Origin of the sequence: Chthonobacter albigriseus (assembly GCF_013839445.1) — a bacterium.
Classification (GTDB): domain Bacteria; phylum Pseudomonadota; class Alphaproteobacteria; order Rhizobiales; family Pleomorphomonadaceae; genus Chthonobacter; species Chthonobacter albigriseus.
On the sequence record NZ_JACDIT010000001.1, the window covers coordinates 1587269 to 1612265 of the forward strand.

Genomic DNA, 24997 nt, shown 5'->3' on the forward strand with positions numbered 1-24997 from the left:
CCTTTCACTAAAGCTTAGCACAGGACCGCGGAAGGGAAGAGCCGCGGCCGGACCAACGGGAGGAACCCTCGATGAAGACCCGCCGCACCGCCCTTCGGGCCATGGGAGCGCTGACGCTCGCCCTGACCCTCTCTGTTTCCGCCGGCGCCGCGCTGGCCCAGGAGATCGTCATCAAGTTCAGCCACGTGGTGGCGCCGGACACCCCCAAGGGCAAGGGCGCGGAGAAGTTCAGGGAACTCGCCGAGCAGTACACCGGCGGCAAGGTGAAAGTGGAGGTCTACCCGAACTCGCAGCTCTACAAGGACAAGGAGGAGCTGGAGGCCCTGCAGCTCGGCGCCGTGCAGATGCTGGCGCCCTCGCTGGCCAAGTTCGGCCCGCTCGGCGTCAAGGAATTCGAGGTCTTCGACCTGCCCTACATGTTCCCGAGCTACGAGGCCCTGCACAAGGTGACCACCGGCCCGATCGGCAAGGAGATGCTGGGCCTCCTGGAGGCCAAGGGCATAACGGGCCTGGCCTTCTGGGACAACGGCTTCAAGATCATGAGCGCCAACTCGCCGGTGACGACGCCGGACGACTTCCTCGGCCTTAAGATGCGCATCCAGTCGTCCAAGGTGCTGGAGGCTGAGATGTCGGCGCTCGGCGCCGTGCCGCAGGTGATGGCCTTCTCCGAGGTCTACCAGGCGCTGCAGACGGGCGTCGTCGACGGCACAGAGAACCCGCCGTCCAACATGTTCACCCAGAAGATGCACGAGGTGCAGTCGCACGCGACGATCTCCAACCACGGCTATCTCGGCTACGCGGTGATCGTGAACAAGAAGTTCTGGGACGAACTGCCCGAGGACGTCCGCGCCGGCCTCGACAAGGCCATGGCGGAAGCCACCGAATACGCCAACGGCATCGCCAAGGAGGAGAACGACAAGGCTCTCCAAGCGATGAAGGACGCCGGCAAGACCGAGTTCCACGAGCTGACCGACGAGGAGCGCAAGGCCTGGGTCGATGCCCTCCTGCCGGTGCACGAGGAAATGGCCGACCGCATCGGGGCCGACCTGATTGCCAGGATCCAGGCCGAGACCGGCGTGAAGTAAGCCGCGCCGGCGGGCGTCCTACCCGGACGCCCGACCCTGTCCTCTCCCCGCCGGACGGGGAGAGGATCCGCCGTAACCGATCGAAGACACCCGCTCCCTGCCCGTCCGGCAGGGGACGATCGCCGCGCGCCTCCCGCCGGGGCGGCGGCACCCATCGCCCATCCACCCCACGGGAACGCTCCCATGCTCCGCGCCCTCGACCGCCTGGAAGAGATCCTGATCGCCACGCTGATCGCCGTCGCGACGCTGATCATCTTCGTCGCCGTCGCCCACCGCTACACGCTCGGCATCTTCGCCGACGTCGTCAGCCTGGCCCGCTCCAACGACATCCCGTGGCTGATGGCGGCGAGCCGGTCGGCCTACTTCGGCCTGCGGTCCGTCAATCTTGTGTGGGCCCAGGAGCTCTGCATCATCCTGTTCGTCTGGATGGCCAAGTTCGGTGCCGCCTATGGCGTGCGCACCGGCATTCACGTCGGCATCGACGTCCTCATCAACAAGATGTCGCCGACACGGCGGAAGGCTTTCATCCTCTTCGGCCTCATGGCCGGTGCGCTGTTTACCGGCATCATTGGCACCCTGGGCGCCAACTTCGTCTGGCACATGGCCCACACCGACGCCATCTCGCCGGACCTGGAGCTGCCGATGTGGGTGGTTTACCTCGCCATCCCGCTCGGCTCCTACCTGATGTGCTTCCGCTTCCTCCAGGTCGCGGCGACCTACGCCCGCACCGGCGAACTGCCCCACCACGACCACGGCCACGTGGACGGCGTCGACGAGGACGCCGCCGCTTCCGCCATCGCCATGAGCCCCCTCACGCCGAAGGACGCCTGACCATGAACGCGACCCTCATCTTCGGCGGCCTGGTCGGCCTGATGCTGACGGGCATGCCGATCTCCATCGCCCTCGGCCTCACCGTGCTGGTGTTCCTGTTCACGATGACGGCGGTGCCGATCGACACGGTGGCCCTGAAGCTCTTCACCGGCATCGAGAAGTTCGAGATCATGGCGATCCCGTTCTTCATCCTGGCCGGCAACTTCCTGACCCACGGCGGCGTCGCCCGCCGGATGATCAACTTCGCCACCTCCATGGTCGGCCACTGGCACGGCGGCCTCGGCCTTGCCGGCGTGATCGCCTGCGCGCTGTTCGCCGCGGTGTCCGGATCGTCCCCCGCCACCGTGGTGGCGATCGGCTCGATCATCCTGCCGGCGATGGTCAAGCAGGGCTTCCCCAAGCGCTTCGGCGCCGGCGTGATCACCACCTCCGGTGCGCTGGGCATCCTGATCCCGCCGTCGATCGTCATGGTGATGTATGCGGTCGCCACCTCCGGCATGCAGGTGACCGGCCCGGACGGCGAGATCGTCTCCTCAGCCTCGGTCGGCCAGCTCTTCATGGCCGGCGTCATCCCGGGCCTGATGCTGGCGACCCTGCTCGGCGTCACGACGTGGTACCGCGCCTGGAAGAACGGCTACCCGCGCCTGGAGAAGGCGAGCTGGATCCAGCGCTGGCAGGCCTTCCGCAAGGCGGCCTGGGGCCTTCTGCTGATCGTCATCGTCATCGGCGGCATCTACACCGGCGTGTTCACGCCGACCGAGGCGGCGGCGATGAGCGCGGTCTACGCCTTCGTCATCGCGGTCTGGGTCTACCGCGACATGTCGCTGTCCGACGTGCCGAAGGTGCTGCTCTCCTCCGCCAACATGTCGGCGATGCTGCTCTACATCATCACCAACGCCGTGTTGTTCTCCTTCCTGATGACGCACGAAAACATCCCGCAGGCGCTCGGCGAGTGGATGGTCAACACCGGCCTTTCCTGGTGGATGTTCCTGATCGCGGTCAACATCATCCTGCTCGCCGCCGGCAACTTCATGGAGCCGTCGTCGATCGTGCTGATCATGGCGCCGATCCTCTTCCCCGTCGCGGTGAAGCTCGGCATCGACCCCATCCACTTCGGCATCATGATCGTGGTCAATATGGAGGTCGGCATGTGCCATCCCCCGGTCGGCCTCAACCTCTACGTCGCCTCCGGCATCACCAAGATGGGCATCACCGAGCTGACCATCGCCGTCATGCCCTGGCTGATGACCATGCTGGGCTTCCTGGTGCTGGTGACCTACGTGCCGGAGATCTCGCTCTTCCTGCCGCGCCTGCTCGGCATGATGTGAGGCTGCTCGAAAACGGGCGGGGGCGGGCTCCGGCGTCAGGCCGGCGAACCGCCCTCTTCCTCCTCGAAGGTGACCGCCACGTCGCCGTTTGCGGAAAGCCGGACCTTCTCGCCCTCGACATCGGCGACGAGCGACAGCGGGATGAAGTGGTGATGTCCCCGGTGCCGGCCCTGGCCGCTGTCATCCTTGGTCAGCTTGATGCGGCCGTCCTCGACCCGGTCGACCGTCCCCACGTGGACCCCGTCGGCTCCGATGACTTCCATGTGCTCGCGAATGTTCGATGCGTCGGCCATGCGGCGTCTCCTTGCCCGTTGGATGATGCCACCCAAGCTTCAGCCTGACCGGATTGTTCCCGGCACGATCATTCGGCCGGCCGGACGGCCGTCGCTTCCGCGGGCTCCAGCCGGGCGCGCCGCCGCGCGAGCTCCAGGAACGCGGAAAGCCCAAGGCAGCCGACCGCCGCGAAGGTCATCAGCGCCGCCGTCGGCCCCGCCACTTCCATCTGCCAGGCGAAGGCGAACGGCGCCACGGCCGCCATGAACTGGCGCGCGAAAGCCATGATGCCGAGCCGCGTGCCGTAGGATGCGCTGCCGAACAGCGCCAGCGGCAGCGTGCCCTGAACGATGCTCTTCAGCCCCGAACCGAAACCGAGCAGCACCGCGAAGGCCACCGCGCCGGCGGTCGACGGCGCGCTCGCCGCCAGGATCAGGATCGCCAGCGGCAGCATGGCCATGCCGAAGATGGTGACGGTGAGCGGGTGCCGCCGCGCGCCGAGGATCATGTTGACGAAGCGCACCAGCACCTGCGCCGGCCCGAACAGGGTGGAGACCACGAGCGCCGTCGATCCGAGCCCGATGGTGGTGAGCGCCGGCACCATCTGCGCCAGCATGGCCGAGAGCAGGAATCCCGACAGCGCGAAGCCGACGGTGACCAGCACGAACAGCTGCCGGGCGACCGCCGGGGAGAGCGGCGCAACCGCCACCGGCGCGTCCCGACCCGGCGGCACCGCATCGCCGGGCGAGCCTTGGGGCTCCGAAGGTCGACCGAAGGCGATCACCGCATGGAGCGGCAGGCAGACGAGGAGGTTCAAGGCCGCGAAGATCAGGAACACCTCACGCCAGCCGGACACCGTGTGCAGCCAGCTCGACAGCGGCCAGAACAGCGTCGAGGCGAAGCCGGCGATCAGTGTCAGGTGGGTGATCCGCGTCCTTGCCTGCGGTCCGGCGCTCTGCACGATGGCCGCGAAGGCGACGTCGTAGAGCACCAGGGTCGAGGTGGTCTGGATCGCAATCAGCGCGGCGCAGAAGGCGATCGGCCCGGGTGCTGCCGCGGCCGCCGCCAGCCCGACCGCGGTCGCGGCGGAGCCGACCGTCATCACCCGCGCGGCGCCGTGCCTGTCGACCATCCTGCCGACGGCCGGCGCCGCGAATCCGCCGACGAGCAGCGCGAGCGAGAAGGCGCCGAACAGGGACGACACCGGCCACGAGAACGACGCCGCGATGTCCCCGGCCAGGATGGCGAAGCTGTAGTAGACCGTGCCGTAGCCGATGATCTGGGTGATCCCGAGGAGCACGACCAGCAGCCCGGGCGTGAGGTCGACCGACAGACGCGCTAGCCTCACCGGCACACCCCCGGCACCCCTGTTCCGACGCATCCGCTGGCCATGTCCCATCCTCCGCCGCCCGCGTCCAGCAAGCGTTCGCGACGGTCCGAACGTCAAGCGCCGCTGCGACGCATCGCCGATCTCTAAAGACTAACCCCAACGGAGGTGACAGCAACATGACGGCAAGGTCGACGTTCTATAAAAGGGATGGGTTCGCCGGCAGGAGAGGCTAGTGAAGGTCGCAGACTACGTTTGGCCCGTGATCGGCGTTTCCGCGGCGGTGTTTTCCGGCTGGCTGCTCTTCCGGGAGATCCGGACGCTGTCGGTGGAGGACCTCCTCGACAGTTTCCGCGCGATCGACGGCCTGCACTGGCTGCTGTCGGGCCTTTCGGCGCTGGTCGCCTACCTCGCGCTCGCCGCCTACGACGGCCTCGCCTTGCGCCACCTCGGCCGCGTCCTGCCCTGGCCGTACGTGGCGGTGACATCCTTCACCACCTACGCACTCTCGCACAACATCGGCGCCTCGGTCTTCTCCGGGGCCATGGTCCGCTACCGCGCCTACACCGCCCGCGGGCTCACCGGACCGGAGGTCGGCATCCTCGTCGCCTTCTGCTCGATCACCTTCTTCATCGGCATCGCCGTCCTGACGGCGGCTGTGCTGCTCCTCGCGCCCGACATCGTCGCCCGCATCAGCCCGGAGGCCGACGCCTCCGTCGCGATCCCGGCCGCGCTGCTCATCCTGGCGCTGCTCGGCGCCTACGTGCTGGCGAGCCTGCTCCATCTGCGCCCGCTCCACCTCGGCCCGGTCCGGATCGTCTACCCCCGCCCGCCGATCGTCGCGCTGCAGTTCCTGGTCGCCCCGATCGAGGTCATCGCCGCCGCCGCGATCATCTACTTCGCCCTGCCGGCCGAAGCGAACCCAGGGTTCATCGTCGTGCTCGGCATTTTCGTCGCGTCCTTCTCCGCAGCGCTGCTGTCGCATGCGCCCGGTGGACTCGGGATCCTGGAGCTGTTCTTCGTGCTCGGCCTGTCGGAGATCCCCGAGGCGGACGTGCTCGCCGCACTGCTGATCTTCCGCGCCTTCTACCTCTTGATCCCCTTCGCGATCTCGATCGGCGTCGTGCTGATCTTTGAACGCAATCAGCTGAAGGCCGTCCAGGCCGGACGGAGCGGCTGAAGCGTCAGCCGACTTGATCCGCGATGCCGGCCTCAGCCGACGGGCGGCGCGTAGTCGGACGGATCCACCATGCCCGGGCGCCCGTCGAGGAAGAGCGAGGCCCGCTTGGGCGGCGTCTCGGCGATCACCTTGCCCCGCCGCACCACCGCGAGCCGCGTCGCCCGCATCCGGATCGCCTCGATCGGGTCGCGCGCCTGCAGGAGCACGAAGTCGGCGTGGCAGCCGGCGGCAAGGCCGTAGCCCTCCAGCCCCATCACCCGCGCCGGGTTGGTGGTCACCGCCTCGAAACAGAAGGTCATCGCCTCCCGGCTCGTCATCAGGCCGACGTGGAGCCCCATGTGCGCGACGTCGAGCATGTCCGCCCCGCCGAGCGAGTACCAGGGGTCCATGCAGCAATCCTGGCCGAAGGCGACGTTGACCCCGGCGGCCCTCAGCTCCGGCACCCGCGTCATGCCGCGGCGCTTGGGATAGGTGTCGTGCCGCCCCTGCAGCGTGATGTTGATCAACGGGTTCGGGATGGCGTGGAGACCCGCCTCCGCCATCAGCGGGATCAGCTTGGAGACGTAGTAGTTGTCCATCGAGTGCATCGACGTCAGGTGCGAGCCGGCGACGCGGCCCTGCAGCCCCAGCCGCTGCGTTTCGTAGGCGAGCGCCTCCACCTGCCGCGACAGGGGATCGTCGGTCTCGTCGCAGTGCATGTCGACGCGAAGGCCCCGCTCCGCCGCGATCTCGCAGAGCGCCTTCACTGACGCCGCGCCGTCGGCCATCGTCCGCTCGAAATGCGGGATGCCGCCGACCACGTCGACGCCCATGTCGAGCGCGCGGAGGAGGTTCTCCGCCGACTTCGGCGCGCGGAAGTACCCGTCCTGCGGAAACGCCACCAGTTGCAGGTCGATGTAGGGCGCGACCGTCCTCTTCACGTGGAGCAGCGCTTCCACCGCGGTCAGCCGGTCGTCGCAGATGTCGACGTGGGTGCGGATCGCCAGCAGCCCCTGCGACACCGCGAGGTCGCAGTAGCGCAGCGCCCGTTCCGCCACCGCCTCCGGCGTCAGGAGCGGCTTCAGCTCGCCCCAGAGTGCGATGCCCTCCAGAAGCGTGCCCGACCGGTTGAGCCGCGGGATGCCGAGCGACAGCGTGGCGTCCATGTGGAAGTGCACGTCGACGAAGGGCGGCGAAACGAGCAGCCCGCCGGCGTCGATGACCCGGCCCGCCTCCGCCGCGATCCCCGGCGCGATTTCCAGGATGCGCCCGCCGGAGACGGCGATGTCCTGGCCGGTCCGGCCGTCGGGCAGCGTCGCGTTTATGACCAGGAGTTCGACGGCCATCCCTTGCTCTCCTGCGCATCCGACGTGAAGGCCGGCTCCGTGCCGAGCCGATGGATGCCGATGTCCATGGCGTTACACCGCTTGTGGATCGCGTGGAAGCTTTCCAGGAAGCGCCAGTTGATCGCCTCGGTCTGCGTGTGTCTCGCCTGGAACTCCGGCATCAGGTCGCGCAACTCGGCGAGCAGGGCCGCCTCGTTGATCTTCAGGCACTTGCCGTTCTCCACGACGATCTCGCCATTGACGATCACCTTTTCGATCGACGAGCCGTTCTCCGCGTAGACGAGGTGGTTTCGGATGTCGTGCCGCGGCGTGAAGTTTGCCGTCCGCATGTCGAGCACCAGCATGTCCGCCTTCATGCCGGGCGCGAAATGCCCGACCTCGTGCTCGATCAGCGCGCTTTTGGCACCGGCGACCGTGGCCGCGTGGAGCACTTCCGTGGAGGTGACCCAGCGGCCGTAGTCTGCGGTGCCGATCTTGTGGATCAGCCCGGCCGCATGCATCACGTCGAACATCCGAGGCGTGTCGTTGGTGGAGATGCCGTCCGAGCCGAGCGCGACGTTGACGCCCGCGTCGATCAGCCGGCGCACCGGCGCGATGCCGGCGCCGAGCTTCTGGTTGGAGATCACGTTGTGGACGATGGAGCAGCCCGCCTCGCCCATCATCGCGATGTCCGCGTCGGTCACCCAGATGGAATGGGCGATGGTGACCCCGGGGTGCAGGATGCCGAGGTCCTTCATGTAGGCGATCAGCGTCTTGCCGTAGTCCACCGGGCCGGTGACGCCCTGTACCTTCGTCTCCACGATGTGGGTGTGGAAGGGTGTCTTCGTCTCGCGGGCGTAGGCATCCACCGCCAGCATCAGCTCCGGCGTGCAGCGCTGCGGGGCCGACGGCGCCATCATGAAGCGGATCCGTCCGTCGAGGCCGTGGAAGCGGTCGAACGCCTCGCGCGCGAAAGCCATGTAGCCGTCGACCGTCGGCGTCGGGTTGGCGTCGACCTCCGCCTGCAGGTCGGCCGGCACCATCTCGCGGGCGAAGGGGATGGTGTCCAGGAAGTTCTTGTCGATCACGTGCCCGGACACGGTCGCCCGGATACCGACGTCCCGGTAGGCCTGGACCACCGCGCCGAGCTTGGCGATGTCCTGCCGCGGTGCCTCGAACACGTCGTCGGTGAGGCAGGTGGACCCGGTGCGCAACGACTCTGCGCCGACCAGCATGGTCCGGAGGTAGATCAGCCGCTCCTCCAGCGCCGACGCTCCGAGGATCGGGTAGGCGAGCAGCATCCAGATCTCGAGCGGCATGTTGTCGTAGCGCCCCTTGTAGAGCGCCTCGCCCGAATGGAGGTGGGCGTTGACGAGCCCCGGCATGACCAGCCGGTCCGTGCCGTCGATGACGGTGTCCGCCGCCACCTGGAGGTTGCGGCCGATGGCGGCGATGCGGTCGTCCACGATGTGGATGTCGCCGGTGAACGGTTCGGCGCCGTGCGTCCCGCCCATGGCCAGGATGGTCGCGCCCTTGATGAGGATCGACATGGAAATGTGCCTTTGGGTTGGAGAGGTCAGCCGGGAATGACGAAAGTGTCCTGCGGATGCCAGGCGAGACGGACCTCGTCCCCGCGCGCCAGCCCGAGGCGGCCGACCTCGTTCTGCTGCTTCTGGACGAACATGCTGCGCCCGTCGGGGAGATCGACGTGGATGGTCACCACCGCGCCGATGAACTCCTCCGCCGCCACCGTTCCGGTCACCGCGTCGAGCCCCGGCTCGGCCGGGTCGGCGGCGCGCGTGAGGGCGATCTTGTCGGCCGCGATCACGAAGGCGGCGTCCTGACCCACGGCGATCCCCGTCGCGCCGGCCGAACGGAACCGCCCGAGCGCGTTCTCGATCACGATGCCACCCGCCCCGCTTTCCTTCAGCGTGCCGGAGAGGATGTTGCTGGCCCCGATGAACTCGGCCACGAAGCGGGTGGCCGGCGCGCGGTAGATGTCCTGCGGCGTGCCGATCTGCTGCACCCGCCCTTCGCTCATGATGACGATCCGGTTCGCCATCGCGAAGGCTTCCGACTGCGTGTGCGTCACGTAGACGAAGGTGATGCCGAGTTCACCGTGCAGGCGGGCGAGCTCGGTCTGCATCCTGACGCGAAGATGCGCATCGAGCGCGCTCAAGGGCTCGTCGAGGAGCAGCACCTCCGGCTCCAGCGCCAGTGCCCGGGCGAGCGCGACGCGCTGCCGCTGTCCGCCGGAGAGCTGGTCGATGCCGCGCCCGGCCATGCCCGCGATGCCAAGCCGGTCCAGCCACTCCATCGCCTTGGCCCGGCGACCGACGGCATCCGTCGTGCGCCGCTGCTTGAGCCCGAATTCCACGTTCTCCAGCACGCTGAGGAACGGAAACAGCGCGTAGGACTGCCAGACCATCGGCGTGTCCCGCTCCCAGGCGGGAACGTCGTTCATCACCCGGCTCCACATCCGGATCTCGCCGGCGGACGGCTTGTCGAGCCCCGCCAGCATCCGGAGCGTGGTGGTCTTGCCGCAGCCGGACGGCCCCATCAGCGCGATGAACTCGCCCTTGGCGATCTCAAGGTCGATCGAGTGCACGGCGACGCTGTCGCCATAGCTCTTGCGCACCTTGTCGAGCGTCATGATCGGTACCGACATCAACCGTCCCCACCCCCTGCGAGCGGCCGCTTGCGCCGCCAGGAAAACACCGCGATCTGGGCGACGACGACCAGCGCCACCGTGACCAGGAAGACCAGGCTGCCGACCGCGTTGATGCGCGGGCTGACCTGCCCCTGCAGCATCGCCAGGATCCGCACCGGCAGCGTCTCGTGAATGCCGGACACGAACCAGGCGATCATGAACTCGTCGAACGAGACCGCCGCCGTGATCGCGAGCGACGACAGGATCGCTGGCTTGCAGAACGGCACGATCACCTGCCCCATCGTCGCCCAAGGCGTCGCGCCGAGGTTCCACGCCGCCGGCTCGATCGCCGGGTCTAGGTCGGCAAGTCGGATCCGGATCAGCGCCATCGCATAGGGCGCGGCGATCACCACATGGCCCAGGATCACCGCCGTCAGCGTGCCGGAGAGCCCGATCGCTGCCATGAAGGAAAGGTTGGCAATGCCGAGGATCACCACGGGCACGGTCGGCGGCAGCGAGGCGAGCGCGAGATAGGCACGCTTGCCGGTGAACTGGTAGCGGTAGTCCACATAGGCCGTCGCAAAGCCGATGAAGGTCGCGACGACCGCGGTGGTCACCGCCACGATCATCGTGTTGCGGAAGCCGGTGGAGACCGTCTCGTCGGCGAACACCGCCTCGTACCAGGCCAGGCTGAAGCCGCCCCAGGGCAGCGCCGGGAACCGGTCCACGTTGAAGGAGAAGGCGACCAGCGTCAGGATCGGCGCCAGGATGAACAGGAAGACCAGGAGCACGTAGCCCATTAGGATCCAGCGGACGGTGGCGGCGTTCATCGTGCGCCTCCCCGCCGACGGTAGGCGACAGCGGACATCACCGTCAGCGTCGCCATCAGCGTGATGACCATCACCACTGCGACCACCGCGGCCCGCGGCCAGTTGTTGCCGGATTTCACCTGGTCGGTGATCAGGATCGACAGCGTCGGCGGCTTGGACCCGCCGAGGAACAGCGGGCTCACGTAGTCGCCGAAGGCGAACAGGAAGGCGAAGGTGCCGCCGATCACGAGTCCCACCCGCGCGGAAGGTACCACCACCTTGAACACGGTCTTCAGCGGCCCGCAGCCGAGGTTGTAGGCCGCCTCCACCAGCCGCTTATCGACCATGGAGAGCGAGAACAGCTGGATCAGCAGCACCAGCGGCAGCGCCAGCGTCACGTAGCCGACCATCGTGGCCGTGGACGTGCCGATGATGTTGACGGGCGAAATGCCGGCGAGCCCGAGCACGCCGTTGATGATGCCCTTTTCGGCGAGGATGATCTGCCAGGAGTAGATCCGCACGAGGTAGCTGGTGAAGAACGGCGTGATCAGCGCCACGATCGCCAGCGTGCGCGTCCGCGGCGAGGCGATGAAGGCGAGCGCATAGGCGGCGGGAAAGGCGATCAGCGTGATCAGCACGGCCGCCACCAGAGCCATCCAGAAGGTGTAGAGGAAGGCGTCGTAGAAGAAGCCGGAGGAGAAGATCCGGATCCAGTTGTCGGGGATGAAATCCTGCTCGAGCTTGAAGTTCTTCACCCGCCAGAACGTCATCCAGACGAGCACGACCAGCGGCGCCACGAAGAAGGCGACCTGCCAGACCAGCGACGGCGATGCCCAGAACACCGCGAAGCGGTCGATCCGCGGCCGGCTTCGCTTAGGGGGTGTGACGTCCAAACTGGATCTCCGCGACAAGACGTGGACAGCGGATCCGCGCCGGGCGAGCCGGCGCGGATCTCATGCGCGAGGTCGAAGGATCAGAGCGACTTGAACTCGGTCCAGACTTCGTTCCAGGTGTCGATGTCCTGCTGGACCGGCGTCTTGCGGATGTGGATCTTGCCGTCCTTGTACTCGTCCATGACGTTGCGCTCTGTGAAGGTCATGCGCAGGCGCTTGGCTTCAGCCGGAGCGTCGGCGTTGAGCTTCTCCCAGCCCGCCTTGCTCGGGATCGAGGCGTTGTAGGCCGGCATCAGCGCGGAGGCCATCTGGCCCTCGGCCGAGGTCATGTACTGGATGAAGGCCTTGGCGAGGTCCTTCTTCTCCGACGCGGCCATGATCGACATGGACTCCGTCCACTGGATGCCGCCTTCCGCCGGCACCGTCGCGTCGACCGGCACGCCGTCCTTGGCGAGCAGCAGGGTGATCCAGTCGCCGACGCCCGGGATCGCCTTGGCGCTGCCGTTGGTGAGCGAGGCGAAGGTGTCGGCCATTGAGTAGAAGGCCGAGGTCTGCGGCTTCAGCGAGAACACCGTCTCCTTCAGCTTCTCGAACGCCGCAGCGTCGATGTCGAAGGGCGACTTGTTGCCGTTGTAGCAGGACAGGCACCCCATCGACGGCAGGTACCAGTCGAAGAAGCCGACGCCGCCCTTGATCTTCTCGTCCCACAGGATCTTGTAGGAGGCGACGTCCTCGGCGGTCAGCGCATCCGTGCGGTAGGCGATGCCGAGGTAGCCGAAGCGGATGATCAGCGAGTAGAGCTTGTCGTCCAGCCAGTGGCCGGGGAACTTCTGGAACTCGGGGAAGAAGGTGTCGAGCGCGTAGTCCGCCGGGTTCATCTCCTCGATGAAACCGCCGTCGCGCAGCATCACCACATACTCCGCGTCCGACAGGACAACGTCGTAGGTGCCCGGGGGCGACTGGTTGACCAGCGCCAGCATGTTCTCGCCGCCGACATACTCCTTGGCGACGACCTTGACCCCGTACTTGTCCTCGAACGGCTTCACCACCGCCGGATCCGCGTGGCCGGGCCACGACAGAAGGTTCAGCGTCTTCTCCTGGGCGTAGGCGCGCTCGGACTGCAGACCCGTGGCGGCGGCGACGCCGAGCGCACCGGCGCCCTGCAGGAACTGGCGGCGGCCGATGCCGCGGCTGAGGAAGGCGAACATATCGATCTTGTCAGTCATGACTTGCCCCTCTGGTTTGTCTTTTGGGTCTTCGTGGCACGCCGGGCCGCCCTCACGCGGCCCGTCGCGATCGCGGGCCGCCGGCTAGAAGGCGGTGAACTCGGGTGACTGCGCCCACTCCCTGAGGACGACGAGCGCCTCCTCCCGGAGCATCGGCTCGGCCTTCAGAAGGGCGCGGTCGTGCACGTCGTGCCGCACCAGGGTGGTCAGCGGCTCCAGGTCGAAACCGCAGACCTCCTCGGCGTCCTTCAGCGTGCTGGCGTAGTACATCTTGGTGATGCGGGCCCAGAACATCGCCGCGACGCAGAGCTCGCACGGCTGGCACGAGGTGTAGAGTTCGCAGCCGGAGAGATCCCACGTACCGAGCTTGCGGCCGGCATCGCGGATCGCCTCCACCTCGCCGTGGGAGGTCGGGTCGTGGTTCTCCACCACCCGGTTGACGCCTTCGCCGACGATCTCGCCGTCCTTGACGATGACGCAGCCGAACGGCGCAGCCTTGCTCGCCCGCATCTCGTCGCGGCTGATCTCGATCGCGCGGCGCATGAACTTGAGCTTGTCGGCCTCTGCCATCTCTGTCGCTCCCATGAGTATCGACGAAGGATCTAGCAGAAAGCATGCCAGCAACCCCCCGCTGAAAAGCCCGCGGGGTGCAAGTTCAATGAAGTCTTCAAATGGCTCGATTAAGTAAAGCTATGCATTCGGGCGCCGTCGGTCCGGCAAGCCCGCCCAGGACGGTCCTGAAAAGGAGATTTCAGCAAATTCGCTGATCCGAAAGCCGTTTTTCTGCCTCCGCGTCCCTCCCACAGCGCTTGCGCATCCCGCAGGGGACCGGCCGCGGTTCGTTCAGGACTGTACTGATGCCTATTCCATGAGCAGTCCGTTGCGTGCCCCCGGCTCCGCGCAGGGGAAGGATCGCCCGTTGATGCTGTCCGTGACCAACGGGCGACCTGAATCAGAGGCCGAATGCCTTCAGTATGGCCGGCGGGATCAGCGCTGCATATTCTTTCATCATTCGCTCACCCTTCTCCACGCTGGCCGAACCGGCCGGCGACAGCGCGCCCGACGGCGGGATCGCCTCCAGGTCGGCCGGGTAGATGTCGTAGGGCGGGAAGTTGGCCAGCCGTTCCTCGCGGACGCGGGAGAGATCGACCATGCCCGGATGCAGCGACATCATCAGCGACGTCTCGAACACCGCGGCGTGCTCCAGGGCCCAGCCCGGGAAGCCGTCCGGGAAGACGATCTTCAGCGTCTCCTCCGACGTGAACTCGTAGTAGTCGAGCTTCAGGATGGTCATGTCGGTGATGCCTTCGAGCTTCAGCTCGCGCATCGCCACGTCCACACCCTCCGCCAGGAACGGGCCGTTCTCCATGTGGCCGTTCATCAGCACCAGCCGCCGCACGCCGTGGCGGGCGAACTCCACGATCATGTCGCGGACGAGATGAATGAGCGTCACACCCGACAGGCTGGTGGTGCCGATGTAGTGGTTGCCGCCGCCCGACTTCGGCTGCGACCGGGCGCCGTAGTTCACCGCCGGCGCGACGATCGCGTCGATCTGCTCGGCGACCGCCCGGGAGACTGCCGTTGGCAGCAGCGAGTCCGTGCCGAGGCACATGTGATAGCCGTGCTGCTCGGTCGAGCCGAAAGGCACCAGGACGATTGCGCCCTTTTCCACCCGGCTCTTGTAGTCCGGCCAGGTCATCTCACCCATCATCACCGTGTTCATATCCCACCCGTCGGTTTCTTGTTGCGGCCGGTGCCTCTAGCAGAAAGCATGCCGCATAGCCGATGGGCGGATTCCGGTCAGCGGACGAGGCGGAAGGTTGCTTCGTGCACGCCGGGCCCGAGCCGGATCCGCAGGCCCGCGGGATCGGCGTCGCCCGAAAGCGGAATACCGGCGAGCATCACGTCCCTGGTGCCCGGGCCGGGCACGAGCGTCGCCCTTGCGCCGGGCGGTACTTCCGCCCGATAGCGGACGAGGTCGCCCTCCACCGACCAATCCACCCCGATGCGACCCGCGACGGTATCCCGCCGCGCCTTGAGCGGCGACAGCGCGGGAATGACCACCGGTTCCAGCAGGATGTGTCTGTAGCCCGGTTCGGTCTCGTCGGGGCGGATGCCTGCCGCGGCTTCGAACAGCCACTGACAGACCGCGCCATAGGCATAGTGGTTGTAGGAGTTCATCGAGGGCTCGTATGGCGTTCCGTCCGGCCCCATCGCGTCCCAACGCTCCCAGATCGTGGTCGCGCCCATCCGCACCTGGTAGAGCCAACCGGGCACCTCCTCCTGCAGCAGGACAGCGGCCGCAAGATCCGCTTCCCCCGCCTTGACGAGGGCCGGCAGCAGCGCCGGCGTGCCGATGAAGCCGGTGCCGATCCGCCCGCCCGCCCGCGCGATGCTCGCCTTGAAGCAGGCGATCGTGCGCGGCAGGAGGCCCGGCGGGATCAGGTCATGGAGGATCGCAAGCGCGTAGGAGGTCTGGTCGTCGTAGATGAGCCGCCCGGACGGCTCCATGAAGGTGCGTTGGAAGGCAGCGCGCACCGTTTCCGCAAGGGCGGTCATCCGGCCGGCGACGTCGCCCGCGCCGACCACCGCGGCAGCCTTGGCCGTCAGGGTGGCGGAGATGAAGAGATAGATCGTCGCCGCTGCGTCCGTGCCGATGGTCGGCAGCGGATGGTCGGCCGTCCCGGCCGGCTGCAGCCAGTCGCCGAAGGTGAAGCCTCGGTCGTGCCAGCCCGGCGGCGGGCGGACGATCGGCCCATCGCTGATGCCGTGGACGAAGTCGACCCAGCGCACCATCGCCGGCAGCGCCTCCTCCAGGATCGCGCGATCCCCGTACTGGAGATAGAGCGTCCAGGGCACCACGGTGATCGCATCGCCCCAACCGGTGCTCCCGGCGAAGTTCGGCAGGTGCTCGGGGTGAAGCCGGGTCGGATCGGGCACCACGTGCGGGATCGCGCCGTCGGCGCGTTGGTCGGCCATCACGTCGCGCAGCCACTTGGCGAGGAAGGCATGGCAGTCGAACAGGTGGCAGGCGGCCCCCGCGAAAACCTGGGCATCGCCGGTCCAGCCCAGCCGCTCGTCGCGCTGCGGACAGTCGGTCGGCACCTCGATGAAGTTCGACCACTGCGACCAGAGGGTGTTCTCGACCAGCCGGTTGACGAGGGGATGGCCGGTGACCAGTTCGCCCGCGGGTTCCCCGAGCGAGGAGAAGGGAACGAACCGGATCGCCGTGACCTCCGCCCGCCCGCGGATGGTGACCCGGGCATAGCGGAAGCCCTGGAAGGTGAAAAACGGCCGATAGTGTTCCTCCCCTTCGCCCTTCAGCACGTACTCCACCCGGCTCTCCGCCGAACGGAAGTTCGCGTTGTCCAGGTCGCCCCCGGCGGTCAGGATCTCCGCGTGCTCGACCACGATCCGGGCGCCTGCCTTCCCGCGCACCGAGAAGGCCACCGTCCCCGACGCGTTCTGGCCGAAGTCGTGGATGGTGGACCGGCGGGAGACCGGCCAGGACCGCACCGGGTCGAGCGCAGAAAGGTCGCGCACCGGCCGGGCCTCCTGACGCACCAGCACCGACGGATCGAAGGCGATGGCCGCCGTCCCCGCGGATTCAACCAGCCGCTCGCGCCGCGCGTCGTAGACCTCGCCGAAGTAGATCCCGGATTTCAGCACGGGCAGCAGGCCGCTGCGCCATGTCGGATCGGTCGCGACCAGAAGGGCGCCCTCTCCGTTACGGATCTCCGCGATGGCGGCGATGTGCTCGCCCCACGTGTTCAGGATCGCCACCGGCTGCCACATCATCTGAGAACGGAACCAGCCGTCCGCCAGCCAGATCTCGATACGGTTGTCGCCGGGCAGGAGGTGGTCGGCGACCGCGTAGGTCTGGAAGCTCAGGCGCTTGTCATAGGCCGTCCAGCCGGGTGTGAGCAGGTCGTCGCCCACGCGCTTTCCGTTGATGAAGCAGCGATAGAGGCCGTGCGCGCTGATCCGCAGCACCTCCGAGCCGACCACCGACGGCAGCCGGAACCGCTGCGAAACGAAGCTCGCCGCCGTGCCGACGCCCCGGTCGGAAAGCGGCCGGATCATATCGGCCACCCAGGCTGATGCCGGCCGGCTCGGAGCAGCTGGAAAACTCATGACCCGACAAACCTCCCGGGCGAAACGCGAGCCCGCTGCCGGTAGGGATAGCGAATCTTTCCAAACAAAGTTCGCAGGGACGCGGCGAAATGCGGTTCGCGTGCCGATCAGGCGTCGAAGGCGAGCTGGACTTTGAGGGTCTGTTCGGGCCGGTTCTCCAGGAGATCGAAGGCCGCGTGGGCTTCGCCGGCCGGGAAGGTCTGGGTGACTAGCCCTTCCGCGTCGAGCCGGCCTGCGGCGAGCCATTCCACGACCTGACGGATCAGCCGCGCGTTCAGCCGCGATCCGTGGATCGCAAGCTCCTTCGCTACCACCGCCTGCTGCACCAGGGCCGAAGGCTCGGCGGAAAAGCCGAGCAGCCCGATCCGTCCGGCCGGCGCCGCGACACGGACCGCCTCCGAAAGCAGGCTCGGAATTCCGGCGCCGTCGATCACAAGGCTCGGACCCAGCCCTTCGCCTTCCCCGGCGACAGCCTCCGGCACCGGTTCGCTCGGCGAATGGATCACCCGCTCGGCCCCGAGGGCGGCGGCGCGGTCGAGCCGCGACCGGTCGATGTCGGCCACGATCACCCGCGCGCCCTTCATGCGCGCGACGAGCATCACGGTGAGGCCGACCGTGCCCGCCCCATAGACGAGAACCGTGTCGTCCGGACCGCACCCCGTGTTGGCGAGCACGTTGGCGGCGATGGAGAAGGGCTCCGCCATGGCCGCCGCCGCAAAGGAGAGACTCTCCGGCACTCGCACCGCATTGCCCGCCGGCAGCGTGACGTGGCTGCGGAAGCCGCCGTCCCTGTGCACGCCGAACACCTGGAGGTTGGCGCAGACGTTGGGACGCCCGATCCGGCACGGCCGGCAATGGCCGCAGGCCACCACCGGATCGGCGACAACGGGATCGCCCGCCGCGAGCCCCTCGACGCCCTCACCGACCGCCTCGACCACACCCGCGAACTCGTGGCCGATGATCCGCGGATAGACGGCGAAGGGATTGGAGCCGTGCAGGATGTGGATGTCCGAACCGCAGATGCCGCCCCGCACCACCCGCATCAGCACCGCGCCTGGGCCGGGCTCTTCGATCGGAGCTTCCCCGACGACGAGCTCGCCTGGCCGGCGCACCGAGATGGCGAGCCCTGTCACTTGATCAGCCCCATCGCGGTGGGCAGCCACAGGCTGACAGCCGGCACGAAGGTGATGATGAGGAGCGCCACGAACAGCGGCACCAGCCACGGCAGGATCGCCATGGTGGTGCGTTCCACCGAGAGCTTGGCGACCCGCGACAGCACGAACAGCACCATGCCGAGCGGCGGATGCAGCAGCCCGATCATCAGGTTGAGGGTCATGATCAGGCCGAACTGCACCGGGTCGATCCCGAGCTTCAGGACGATCGGCAGCAGGATCGGCACCAGGATGGTGATCGCCGCGATGGTGTCGAGGAAGCATCCCACGAACAGCATCAGGAGGTTCACCAGGATCAGGAACACCCACTTGTTGTCGGTCAGCGAGAAGATGAAGTCGGAGAGCAGCTGCGCGGCCTGGCTGACCGTCAGGAGCCAGGCGAAGATCGACGCCGCGGTGACGATGAAGAGCACCGACGCCGTCGTCTCGATGGTGTCGAAGCCGGCCTTGGCGAGCGAGCGGAAGGTCATCGAGCGGTAGCGCACCAGTCCCAGGAACAGCGACCAGATCACCGCCGCAACCGCCGCCTCGGTCGGCGTGAACCAGCCGAGCGTCATGCCGCCGATCAGGATGATTGGCGTCATCAGCGCCATCACGGCGGAGAAGTCGAAGGTCCAGTCGAGCGCGATGAGAGCGATGAGGGCAAGCCCGACGGCAAGGTTGACCGAGAGCCCGGCGGCGACAAAGAGATAGACCGCGACCGGGAAGGCCAGCACCACGCCGATCTCGACGGAGGCGGCCAGGAGCTTGCGCATCTCGAACGGCGCATCCGATCCCCAACCCCGTCGGTAGGCGAACACCGCGACCGTCCCCATCATCAGGAAGGTCATCACCAGTCCCGGCAGGATGCCGGCCATGAACAGGGCCCCGATCGAAACGTTGGCCATCATCCCGTAGATGACGAAGGGCAGCGACGGCGGGAAGATCGGCCCGAGCGTCGCCGACGCCGCGGTGACGCCAACCGCCGCCTCGACCGGATAGCCGTGGTCCTTCATCGCCTTGATCTCGATGGTGCCGATGCCGGCGGCGTCGGCGAGCGCCGTCCCGGACATGCCGGAGAAGATCACCGAGCCCACGATGTTGACCTGCGCGAGCCCGCCTTTCATCCAGCCGACGAGGGCGACGGCGAAGGCGTAGATCCGGCCGGTGACGCCGGCGATGTTCATCAGGTTGCCGGCCAGGATGAAGAACGGCACCGCGAGCAGCGGAAAGCTCTCCACGCCGGCGATCATCCGCTGGGCGACGATGATGTCCGGCGCCGCCCCGTAGATGACGAGATAGAGCACCGAGGCGACAGCCATCGCGATGGCGACGGGAACCCCGATGAGCATGAAGACGAGGAAGGATCCGATGAGCAGCAGCATGCCTCAGCTCCCGATCTGGTCGAAGGCCGCGGGACGCTCGAGCACCGAGTAGCCGCGCCGCATGTTCTGGATGAAGACCTGGATGGACCTGAGGAGCATCAGCAGGAAGGCCGCGAAGATCGTGTAGAAGATGACGTTGCGCGGCAGATTGACCGTCACCATCCGCTCGCGGTGGACGACCGCGGCGTAGCGCCAGAACAGGATCGTGGCGTAGATGAAGAAGGCGATCCGGACCACGTCGACGACGATGGCGAGGATCCGCGCCGAGCGGGGCGACAGGTAGTGGTAGAGCACGTCGACCTGGATGTGCCGCGACTGGCGCACGCACATCACCGCGCCGAGGAACACCACCAGCACCAGGAGGTTGATGGCGATCTCCTCGGTCCAGGCAAGGCTGTTGTTGAGGATGTAGCGCGTGAAGAACTGCAGGAAGACGCAGAGCGTCATTCCCCAGAACAGCGCCTGGGTCACCCAATCCTCGATCGCATAGGGCTTGAGGTCGACCGGGGCGGTCTCCTCCTCGAAGACATGCGCCAGTTCTTCCGCCGTGATCGGCGTGTGGATCTCTTCGGCCATGGGTGGGAATCCGGACGAGGGTGGAAGGGGGGACCGGGACGGGCAACGTGTCCCGGTCCGGCTCTCGTCACTGGATCGCGCGGATCGCTTCCCAGTCGGCCTTGTCGTAGCCGAATTCCTCCATCGAGACCTTTTCCATCACGGCCTTCTCGAAGTCGGCCTTGTCAACCTCCGTGACGGTCAGGCCACGGTCCTTGAAGCCCTGCACGAGCGCAGCTTCGCGCTCCACAATGATCTTCGCGGTGCGGGCGGCTGCCTCCTGCATCACCTCGGTGAAGATCGCCTTTTCCTCGTCGCTGAGCTGGCCCCAGAGATTGCTGGACACCACGGTGTTGAGGTGGTCGACGATGTGCCCGGTGAGGGCGATGTACTTCTGCACTTCGAAGAACTTCTTCGCCTCGATGGTGGTGAGCGGGTTCTCCTGCGCTTCCACGGTGCCGTTCTGCAGGGCGAGGTAGACCTCCGCGAAGGCGATCGGCGCGGTGTTGGCGCCGCAGGCCCGCGGCATGGCGAGATAGGCCGGCACGTCGGGCACCCGCATCTTTAGGCCCTGCATGTCGGCGCAGGCCTTGATCTCACGGTTCGACGTGGTCTGCCGCGTGCCGTAGTAGCTGACCGCGGTGATGTGATGGCCGGAGGCCTCCTCGTAACCGGCAGCGAGCTTCTTGAAGACGTCGCTCTTGGTGTAGGCGATCAGGTGGTTGGCATCCCGGAAGATGTAGGGGAAGTAGGTGACGCCGATCGGCGCATACTCGCGCGCGGCGAAGCTCGATCCGGAGATGATGATGTCGACCGTCCCGAGCGTCAGGCCCTGGTTGATGTCCGCTTCCTTGCCGAGCTGCGAGGCCGGGAACACGTCGATCTTGTAGCGACCGTCCGTGCGCTTGGCGATTTCCTCGGCGGCCCAGACCGATTCCGTGTGGAAGGGCTCGGAGGTCTCGTAGACGTGCGCCCATTTGAGGGCCGTCTGCGCGAAGGACGACGTTGCCGAGACGACGACGAGGGCGGCCGCCCCGACCAGGGCCGCGAGTTTGTTGGTGTGCATAGGCTTTCCTCCCGATGATGTCCCGGCCGGTGGCGCCCCCACGCCCCGGCCTTCGTTTTTCAGACCGCGTCCGTCACCAGGGACGCGGGGTCTACTCGCTGAAGTTCAGCGAGAAGCGGTCTTGGCTCCGTTCCAAATGGAACCGCATGGCGCTCCGGGCGGCGACCTCGTCGCCGGCCGCAATGGCGTCGCGGACGGCGCGGTGCTCAAGAAGCGCCGCGCGCCAGGTTTCCGGGTTCTCGAAATAGCTGGAGAGCCGGGCGAAGTAGGGATTGATCCGCTGATCGAACAGCTCGCCGATGAAGCGGACCATGACGGCGTTGCCGAGGATGCCGGCAACCGTGGTGTGGAAAGCCCGGTCGAGCGAAAGCGTCTCGGCGGAGGGATGAGCCGAATGCTCCATCCGATCCAGAACGTCGTCGAGCGCTTCCACGTCGTCGGGTCCGGCCAGGCGGGCAGCCTCCGCGGCCACCGCGCCCTCGATGAAGGCGCGGGCCCGCAGGAGCTCGAACGGACCCTCGATCGCCTCGCGGATGCGGGGCACCGGCTGTGGCCGGACCTTCACAAAGATGCCCGCGCCGACGCGGATGGTGATGAGCCCTTCGACCTCCAGCGCGATCAGCGCTTCACGGACCGTCGGGCGGGACAGGCCGAGCTGTTCGGCGAGGTCGCGCTCGGACGGAAGCCGCGCGCCCGGGGCAAACTCGCCGCTTTCGATCAGGGCGCGAAGCTGGTCGGCAACCTGCCGGTAGAGCCTTCGCGGTTCGACGGCCTTGACGGGCACGGGGTCGATCTCCTCCCTGCCGACCATCCCCACGACTGGTCAGACCATTTGTCCAAAGGCTCCTACAGTTGCATGATGCAGTCAAGTATGAACGTCGGAAAGCAGTCTCATCGGGGGCAGCGGCCGGGGACTCCAGGCCCTGGAAACGTTCAATAGCCGGTCCGGACCCGCCGGCCTTCTCGGTCGAACACGTGCAACGCCGAGGCGGGCGCGGCGACTGTCAGCCGTTCGCCGGCGTTGAGCTTGGTGCGACCTGGAATGCGGTAGACGAGGTCGCCGCCGCCGTCGATCGCCCCGTGCACGTAGCTCTCGGCGCCGACGAGTTCGACCGCGGTCACCGTCGTCGCCGCGGTCAGCCCGGTGACAGCCTCGCCGGTCCTGGCGAGCACGAAGTCCTCCGGCCGGACGCCGATCGTGCCGGCACCGTCGAGCGGTAGGGATGCGGTGACGTCGATCCCGTTCGCCACGGAAAGCCCGGCCCCGGTGCTTGCCGCGGAAAGGAGATTCATGCCGGGCGAACCGATGAACCCAGCGACGAACACCGTCTCCGGCTTCTCGTAGAGATCGATCGGCGTGCCCCGCTGCTCGATCCGCCCGCCGTTCAGCACGACGAGCGTGTCGGCGAGCGTCATCGCTTCCAGCTGGTCGTGCGTGACGTAGACGCTCGTCGTGGCGAAGGCCCGCTGCAGCCGCCGGATCTCGATGCGCATCTGCACCCTGAGCTTGGCGTCCAAGTTGGAAAGCGGCTCGTCGAAAAGATAGGCGGCGGGCTCGCGGACGATCGCCCGCCCCATCGCCACGCGCTGGCGTTGCCCGCCGGAGAGCTGGCGCGGCTTGCGGTCGAGCAGCGGTCCGATCTCCAGAGCCCGCGCCGCCTCGGCCACCCGGCGGTCGATTTCCGCGCGCGGCGTGCCGCGGTTCTTCAGCCCGTATTCCAGGTTCTGCCGCACCGTCATGTGCGGATAGAGCGCGTAGTTCTGGAACACCATCGCGATGTCGCGGTCGGCCGGGTCGAGTTCGTTGACGACGCGCCCGCCGATCGAGATCTCCCCCGCCGAGATGCTCTCCAGCCCGGCGATCATCCGCAGCAGCGTGGACTTCCCGCAGCCGGACGGCCCGACCAGCACCAGGAGCTCGCCGTCCTCGATGTCGAGCGAGATGCCGCGCACGGCCTCCACCCCGCCCGGGTAGACCTTCTTGACGTCGCTGAGCACGATGCCGGCCATGAACTCACTTCTCCGTCTCGACGAGGCCCTTGACGAACCATCGCTGCATCAGGACCACCACCAGGATCGGCGGCAGGATGGCGAGCATCGAGGTCACCATCACCATGTCCCAGGGCGTGTCGGCGTCGGCGAACGAGACCATCTTGCGCAGCGCGATGATGATGGTCGTCATCTGGTTGTCGTTGGTGACCAGAAGCGGCCAGAGGTACTGCGTCCAGCCGTAGATGAAGAGGATGACGAACAGCGCCGCGATGTTCGTCTTGGAAAGCGGCAGCAGGATATCGCGGAAGAACTTCATCGGCCCCGCCGCGTCCACGCGCGCCGCCTCGACCAGCTCGGGCGGAATGGTGAGAAAGAACTGCCGGAACAGGAAGGTGGCGGTGGCCGAGGCCATCAGCGGCAAGGTCAGGCCGGTGTAGGTGTCGATCAGCCCGAGGTCGACGATCACCTTGTAGGTCGGCAGGATGCGGACCTCCACCGGCAGCATCAGCGTGATGAAGATCATCCAGAAGAACACCATCCGCCCGGGAAAACGGAAGAACACGATGGCGAAGGCGGAGAGGATCGAGATCACGATCTTGCCCACCGCGATGGCGAGCGCCACCACGGTGGAATTGAACAGGAGCCGCCCCAGACTGACGCCGCCGATCCGGTCGAGCCCGCCGAACACCGCGCGCCCGTAGTTGTCGGCGAAGGCGTCCCCGGGCAGCAGCGGCAGCGGCGGGCTGAGGATGGTGCGCACCGTCTGGGTCGACGCCACGAAGGTGTACCAGATGGGAAACGCCACCACGAGCACGCCGATGACGAGCCAGAAATAGGCGAGCGCCGTGGAGAGCGGCCGGTTCTCGATCATCGCGGAGCGCCCTCACCCATAGTGCACCCGCCGGTCCACGTAGCGGAACTGGATCGCCGTGAGGCCGATCACGATCACCATCAGGATCACCGACTGGGCGGCCGAACTGCCGAAGTTCAGATTCACGAAGCCGTCATTGTAGACCTTGTAGACCAGCGTTTCCGTTGCCTTCGCCGGCCCGCCGCCGGTCACGGCGTGGATGATCCCGAAGGTGTCGAAGAAGGCGTAGACCGTGTTGACGACCAAGAGGAAGAAGGACGTCGGCGCCAAGAGCGGGAACACCACGGTCCAGAACCGCTTGGCGCCACGCGCGCCGTCGATCGCCGCCGCCTCGATGAGCGACTTGGGAATTGCCTGCAGCCCGGCGACGAAGAACAGGAAATTGTAGCTGATCTGCTTCCAGGACGCCGCGACCACCACCAGCACCATCGCCTGATCGCCGTTGAGCAGCGGGTCCCAGTCGTAGCCGGCGCGCCGAAGCATGTAGGCGAACGAGCCCATCGCCGGGTTGAACATGAACAGCCACAACATGCCGGCGACCGCAGGGGCGACCGCATACGGCCAGATCAGCAGGGTGCGGAAGAATGTCTTGCCGCGCACGATCCGCTCGGCCGACGTCGCCAGCACCAGCGCGACGCACATCGAAAGCGCCGCCGTCGCCAGACTGAACACGGCCGTGACCTGCATCGCATTGAGGTAGCTCGGGTCGTCGAATACGGCGCGGAAGTTGGCGAGGCCGACGAAGCTGGTCTTCAGCCCGAAAGCGTCCTCCCGCAAGGCCGACTGGTAGAGCGCCTGGCTCGCCGGCCAGAAGAAGAACACGAGGGTCAGCGCGATCTGCGGCGCCAGCAGCAGATAGGGCAGCACCTTGTTCGGAAACACGACGCGGGGTTGGGCCAAAGGGGGGATCCGGCGGCTGGAGGCGCGAGAGGCGGCG

General features: G+C 67.1%; 23 protein-coding genes. 4 read left to right on the plus strand and 19 right to left on the minus strand.

All coding sequences use genetic code 11. From position 1 onward, the window contains the following. Positions 1-71: 71 nt before the first annotated feature. The 3 genes from HZ321_RS07190 (at position 72) to HZ321_RS07200 (ending at position 3244) form a co-directional block, all read left to right on the plus strand. The gene (locus HZ321_RS07190) at positions 72-1085 is read left to right on the plus strand and encodes a TRAP transporter substrate-binding protein (protein ID WP_181701498.1); all 1014 of its coding nucleotides are present in this window, start codon (positions 72-74) and stop codon (positions 1083-1085) included. 183 nt (positions 1086-1268) lie between these two features. Continuing rightward, positions 1269-1916, plus strand: coding sequence for a TRAP transporter small permease (locus HZ321_RS07195; protein WP_181701499.1), 648 nt, complete (start codon positions 1269-1271; stop codon positions 1914-1916). A 2-nt stretch (positions 1917-1918) separates the two neighbouring features. After that, positions 1919-3244, plus strand: coding sequence for a TRAP transporter large permease (locus HZ321_RS07200; protein ID WP_181701500.1), 1326 nt, complete (start codon positions 1919-1921; stop codon positions 3242-3244). Positions 3245-3279: 35 nt separating this feature from the next. Here the strand turns inward: HZ321_RS07200 and HZ321_RS07205 are convergent, their stop codons facing one another. Beyond that, positions 3280-3537 carry a DUF2171 domain-containing protein gene (locus HZ321_RS07205; RefSeq protein WP_181701501.1) on the minus strand — a complete coding sequence of 86 codons (258 nt, stop codon included), beginning with the start codon at positions 3535-3537 and terminating at the stop codon, positions 3280-3282. Between the two features lie 68 nt (positions 3538-3605). Beyond that, the gene (gene arsK / locus HZ321_RS07210; RefSeq protein WP_342343818.1) at positions 3606-4865 is read right to left on the minus strand and encodes an arsenite efflux MFS transporter ArsK; all 1260 of its coding nucleotides are present in this window, start codon (positions 4863-4865) and stop codon (positions 3606-3608) included. Between the two features lie 214 nt (positions 4866-5079). Here arsK and HZ321_RS07215 point away from each other — a divergent pair, with 214 nt between their 5' ends. After that, positions 5080-6024: a lysylphosphatidylglycerol synthase domain-containing protein gene (locus tag HZ321_RS07215; protein WP_181701503.1), complete on the plus strand. Its 945-nt coding sequence runs from the start codon at positions 5080-5082 to the stop codon at positions 6022-6024. Between the two features lie 32 nt (positions 6025-6056). On the opposite strand, the gene HZ321_RS07220 is transcribed toward HZ321_RS07215, so the two are convergent. The 17 genes from HZ321_RS07220 to ugpA all read right to left on the minus strand — a co-directional run bounded on the left by HZ321_RS07220 (position 6057) and on the right by ugpA (position 24960). Beyond that, entirely contained in the window at positions 6057-7349 is a 1293-nt protein-coding gene (locus HZ321_RS07220; protein WP_181701504.1) for an amidohydrolase family protein, read from the minus strand. Next, the gene (locus HZ321_RS07225) at positions 7325-8878 is read right to left on the minus strand and encodes an amidohydrolase family protein (RefSeq protein ID WP_181701505.1); all 1554 of its coding nucleotides are present in this window, start codon (positions 8876-8878) and stop codon (positions 7325-7327) included. Before HZ321_RS07225 ends, HZ321_RS07220 begins: the two co-directional genes overlap by 25 nt. A gap of 26 nt (positions 8879-8904) precedes the next feature. Beyond that, positions 8905-9996, minus strand: coding sequence for an ABC transporter ATP-binding protein (locus tag HZ321_RS07230; RefSeq protein ID WP_181701506.1), 1092 nt, complete (start codon positions 9994-9996; stop codon positions 8905-8907). Then, complete coding sequence (locus tag HZ321_RS07235; protein WP_181701507.1) at positions 9996-10808, minus strand: ABC transporter permease; 813 nt, start codon at positions 10806-10808, stop codon at positions 9996-9998. Before HZ321_RS07235 ends, HZ321_RS07230 begins: the two co-directional genes overlap by 1 nt. After that, positions 10805-11680 (minus strand): ABC transporter permease, encoded by an 876-nt coding sequence (locus tag HZ321_RS07240; RefSeq protein ID WP_194303961.1) that lies wholly within the window; start codon positions 11678-11680, stop codon positions 10805-10807. Before HZ321_RS07240 ends, HZ321_RS07235 begins: the two co-directional genes overlap by 4 nt. A gap of 80 nt (positions 11681-11760) precedes the next feature. Further along, positions 11761-12906 carry an ABC transporter substrate-binding protein gene (locus HZ321_RS07245; RefSeq protein WP_181701508.1) on the minus strand — a complete coding sequence of 382 codons (1146 nt, stop codon included), beginning with the start codon at positions 12904-12906 and terminating at the stop codon, positions 11761-11763. Positions 12907-12990: 84 nt separating this feature from the next. Continuing rightward, positions 12991-13476, minus strand: a complete 486-nt coding sequence (locus HZ321_RS07250; protein WP_181701509.1) for a nucleoside deaminase — start codon at positions 13474-13476, stop codon at positions 12991-12993. Positions 13477-13858: 382 nt separating this feature from the next. Next, the gene (locus tag HZ321_RS07255) at positions 13859-14629 is read right to left on the minus strand and encodes a creatininase (RefSeq protein ID WP_181701510.1); all 771 of its coding nucleotides are present in this window, start codon (positions 14627-14629) and stop codon (positions 13859-13861) included. Between the two features lie 77 nt (positions 14630-14706). Next, the gene (locus HZ321_RS07260; protein ID WP_181701511.1) at positions 14707-17040 is read right to left on the minus strand and encodes an alpha-L-rhamnosidase; all 2334 of its coding nucleotides are present in this window, start codon (positions 17038-17040) and stop codon (positions 14707-14709) included. Positions 17041-17147: 107 nt separating this feature from the next. Then, complete coding sequence (locus HZ321_RS07265) at positions 17148-18173, minus strand: zinc-binding alcohol dehydrogenase family protein (protein WP_342343819.1); 1026 nt, start codon at positions 18171-18173, stop codon at positions 17148-17150. Further along, positions 18170-19576 carry a TRAP transporter large permease gene (locus HZ321_RS07270; RefSeq protein ID WP_181701512.1) on the minus strand — a complete coding sequence of 469 codons (1407 nt, stop codon included), beginning with the start codon at positions 19574-19576 and terminating at the stop codon, positions 18170-18172. Before HZ321_RS07270 ends, HZ321_RS07265 begins: the two co-directional genes overlap by 4 nt. Positions 19577-19579: 3 nt before the next feature. Next, a complete protein-coding gene (locus HZ321_RS07275) occupies positions 19580-20152 on the minus strand; it encodes a TRAP transporter small permease (RefSeq protein ID WP_181701513.1) in 573 nt (190 codons plus the stop codon). A gap of 67 nt (positions 20153-20219) precedes the next feature. Continuing rightward, positions 20220-21197: a sialic acid TRAP transporter substrate-binding protein SiaP gene (locus HZ321_RS07280; protein WP_181701514.1), complete on the minus strand. Its 978-nt coding sequence runs from the start codon at positions 21195-21197 to the stop codon at positions 20220-20222. 91 nt (positions 21198-21288) lie between these two features. Next, a complete protein-coding gene (locus HZ321_RS07285) occupies positions 21289-21981 on the minus strand; it encodes a GntR family transcriptional regulator (protein ID WP_181701515.1) in 693 nt (230 codons plus the stop codon). 149 nt (positions 21982-22130) lie between these two features. Then, the gene (locus tag HZ321_RS07290; RefSeq protein WP_181701516.1) at positions 22131-23207 is read right to left on the minus strand and encodes a sn-glycerol-3-phosphate import ATP-binding protein UgpC; all 1077 of its coding nucleotides are present in this window, start codon (positions 23205-23207) and stop codon (positions 22131-22133) included. Between the two features lie 4 nt (positions 23208-23211). Then, positions 23212-24060 (minus strand): sn-glycerol-3-phosphate ABC transporter permease UgpE, encoded by an 849-nt coding sequence (gene ugpE / locus HZ321_RS07295; RefSeq protein WP_181701517.1) that lies wholly within the window; start codon positions 24058-24060, stop codon positions 23212-23214. A gap of 12 nt (positions 24061-24072) precedes the next feature. Beyond that, positions 24073-24960 carry a sn-glycerol-3-phosphate ABC transporter permease UgpA gene (gene ugpA, locus HZ321_RS07300; RefSeq protein WP_244635611.1) on the minus strand — a complete coding sequence of 296 codons (888 nt, stop codon included), beginning with the start codon at positions 24958-24960 and terminating at the stop codon, positions 24073-24075. Between the last annotated feature and the right edge of the window lie 37 nt (positions 24961-24997).

What these genes read in the sequence shown, in the direction of transcription:
- HZ321_RS07225 (WP_181701505.1), bottom strand. Translation starts at nt 8,878, where the DNA reads ATGTCGATCCTCATCAAGGGCGCGACCATCCTGGCCATGGGCGGGACG.
- HZ321_RS07190 (WP_181701498.1), top strand. Translation starts at nt 72, where the DNA reads ATGAAGACCCGCCGCACCGCCCTTCGGGCCATGGGAGCGCTGACGCTC.
- ugpE (WP_181701517.1), bottom strand. Translation starts at nt 24,060, where the DNA reads ATGATCGAGAACCGGCCGCTCTCCACGGCGCTCGCCTATTTCTGGCTC.
- HZ321_RS07235 (WP_181701507.1), bottom strand. Translation starts at nt 10,808, where the DNA reads ATGAACGCCGCCACCGTCCGCTGGATCCTAATGGGCTACGTGCTCCTG.
- HZ321_RS07270 (WP_181701512.1), bottom strand. Translation starts at nt 19,576, where the DNA reads ATGCTGCTGCTCATCGGATCCTTCCTCGTCTTCATGCTCATCGGGGTT.
- HZ321_RS07290 (WP_181701516.1), bottom strand. Translation starts at nt 23,207, where the DNA reads ATGGCCGGCATCGTGCTCAGCGACGTCAAGAAGGTCTACCCGGGCGGG.
- HZ321_RS07195 (WP_181701499.1), top strand. Translation starts at nt 1,269, where the DNA reads ATGCTCCGCGCCCTCGACCGCCTGGAAGAGATCCTGATCGCCACGCTG.
- HZ321_RS07260 (WP_181701511.1), bottom strand. Translation starts at nt 17,040, where the DNA reads ATGAGTTTTCCAGCTGCTCCGAGCCGGCCGGCATCAGCCTGGGTGGCC.
- HZ321_RS07255 (WP_181701510.1), bottom strand. Translation starts at nt 14,629, where the DNA reads ATGAACACGGTGATGATGGGTGAGATGACCTGGCCGGACTACAAGAGC.
- HZ321_RS07205 (WP_181701501.1), bottom strand. Translation starts at nt 3,537, where the DNA reads ATGGCCGACGCATCGAACATTCGCGAGCACATGGAAGTCATCGGAGCC.
- HZ321_RS07250 (WP_181701509.1), bottom strand. Translation starts at nt 13,476, where the DNA reads ATGGCAGAGGCCGACAAGCTCAAGTTCATGCGCCGCGCGATCGAGATC.
- HZ321_RS07245 (WP_181701508.1), bottom strand. Translation starts at nt 12,906, where the DNA reads ATGACTGACAAGATCGATATGTTCGCCTTCCTCAGCCGCGGCATCGGC.
- HZ321_RS07275 (WP_181701513.1), bottom strand. Translation starts at nt 20,152, where the DNA reads ATGGCCGAAGAGATCCACACGCCGATCACGGCGGAAGAACTGGCGCAT.
- HZ321_RS07220 (WP_181701504.1), bottom strand. Translation starts at nt 7,349, where the DNA reads ATGGCCGTCGAACTCCTGGTCATAAACGCGACGCTGCCCGACGGCCGG.
- HZ321_RS07230 (WP_181701506.1), bottom strand. Translation starts at nt 9,996, where the DNA reads ATGTCGGTACCGATCATGACGCTCGACAAGGTGCGCAAGAGCTATGGC.
- HZ321_RS07280 (WP_181701514.1), bottom strand. Translation starts at nt 21,197, where the DNA reads ATGCACACCAACAAACTCGCGGCCCTGGTCGGGGCGGCCGCCCTCGTC.
- HZ321_RS07200 (WP_181701500.1), top strand. Translation starts at nt 1,919, where the DNA reads ATGAACGCGACCCTCATCTTCGGCGGCCTGGTCGGCCTGATGCTGACG.